Annotated in this window: 1 protein-coding gene; it reads left to right on the plus strand. The window is 64.8% G+C overall.

Annotated elements, in window-relative coordinates; all coding sequences use genetic code 11:
• The first annotated feature begins 155 nt into the window (after positions 1-155).
• Positions 156-1,409, plus strand: coding sequence for an IS30 family transposase (locus D1643_RS10935; RefSeq protein WP_160710634.1), 1,254 nt, complete (start codon positions 156-158; stop codon positions 1,407-1,409).
• Positions 1,410-1,618 lie beyond the last annotated feature (209 nt).

The raw sequence follows: 1,618 nt of genomic DNA on the forward strand, positions 1-1,618 counted from the left end.
AGTCAATTTGCGAGGTTAGCCGAACGGCCCCTTCCAGAGCGAGGATTCCTCCACGCTCAGCTGAACAGTTCAGCTGAGCGTGAGAATGGTCCTTGCAGGACCGACGCTGCGGCATGGGGATGCAGTGCGGATCCAACCTGCAGGAAGGGGCCATCATGGATGGCGATAACAGGGCCTACTGCCGCATCGACAAGGCCGACCGGGAGGCCATTCAGAACGGGTTGGGCAAGCGGAAGGGCTGCCGCGAGATAGCGAGGTCGATCGGGCGCTCGCCCGCGGCCGTGACCGAAGAGGTGAGGCGCCACCGCACCTGGAAGGACGGAGAGCGCCGCGGCGAGGTCGTGCCGGCGGATCCGCAGGAGGTCTCCTGCTCCCATCTGAGAGGATGGCCCTGGACCTGCAACGGGTGCATGGCCTACAGCAGGAAGTGCGGGCGCAGGCAGCGCATGGAGTACAAGGCGGCCCTGGCGCAGGCCGCCTCCGAGAAGACGCGATCGGAGTCCAGGCGTGGCATCAACCGCCGCGAGGAGGACTTCGAGAGGATCGCCTTCGAGATCCGCTCGGCCATCCTGGACGGCAAGTCTCCGGGGCAGATCTGCCTGGCCAAGCCGCATCTGGGGCTTGCGCCCTCCACCCTCTACCGCTGGGCCGAGCGCGGCTACTTCTCCATGTCGCCCATGGACTTCAGAAGACGGGTCGGCTACAGACCGCGCAAGGGGCATGTCGCCCCGAAGCCGACCCCGCACGGAGAAGAGCGCTCCTACGCGGCGTTCTGCGCATTGCCCGAAGACGAGCGCGCGAGGGCGTGCGAGATGGACACCGTGCTCGGCAAGGCGCGCGACGATCGATGTCTTCTCACCTTGTTCCTGCGACCGTGCAAGGCCCAGACCGTCCTGCTGCTGGCCGAAAAGACGTCGAGCGCGGTGACCGCCGCGCTCGACTCGCTCGAACGTGCCCTGGGAAAGCCGCTGTTCGAGCGCCTGCTCGGCATCATCCTGACCGACAACGGGGTCGAGTTCGCCGACACGGCGGCGATCGAGGCGTCGGTGCTCGGAGGCGATGCCCGCTGCAAAGTCTACTACTGCGACGTGCGCGCTTCCCAGCAGAAGGGCGCATGCGAGCGCAATCACGTGGAGCTTCGCAAGATGCTGCCCAAGCGTCGCGGGATATCCTTCGACGATCTCACCGAGCGGGATTGCGCCTTCGTGATGTCGCACGTCAACTCCCAGCCCCGTCCGTCCCTCATGGGCATGTCCCCTTTGAGGATGCTGCGAGCCGCCGACGAAGAAGCCCGCGACGCTCTTTGCGCCGCCCTAGGGATGGAAGAGATTCCCTTCGATGCGCTCACGCTGACGCTCGATGCCGTGAACGCCCAACGGGCAGAAAGGGGGCTCGAGCCTTTGGCCTAGAAACCGCGCGGACAAGCGCATATCCGCCGATCGAGGGTGTTCAGCTGGGTCTGGAGCCGATTCGCAGACCCTTGCTCGCGCACGCCCTCCATACTCAGCCGAACACCTCGGAAGCAACCTTTTCCCTGCGAAAGCATTAGGTTAAGTTCGAGAACGCATCGACATCTCACGGATGAAGTGGGCTGTTCAGCTGACTTCGCGAATCAACC

Origin of the sequence: Enterorhabdus sp. P55 (genome assembly GCF_009911695.1) — a bacterium.
In the GTDB taxonomy this organism is placed as follows: Bacteria; Actinomycetota; Coriobacteriia; order Coriobacteriales; family Eggerthellaceae; genus Enterorhabdus.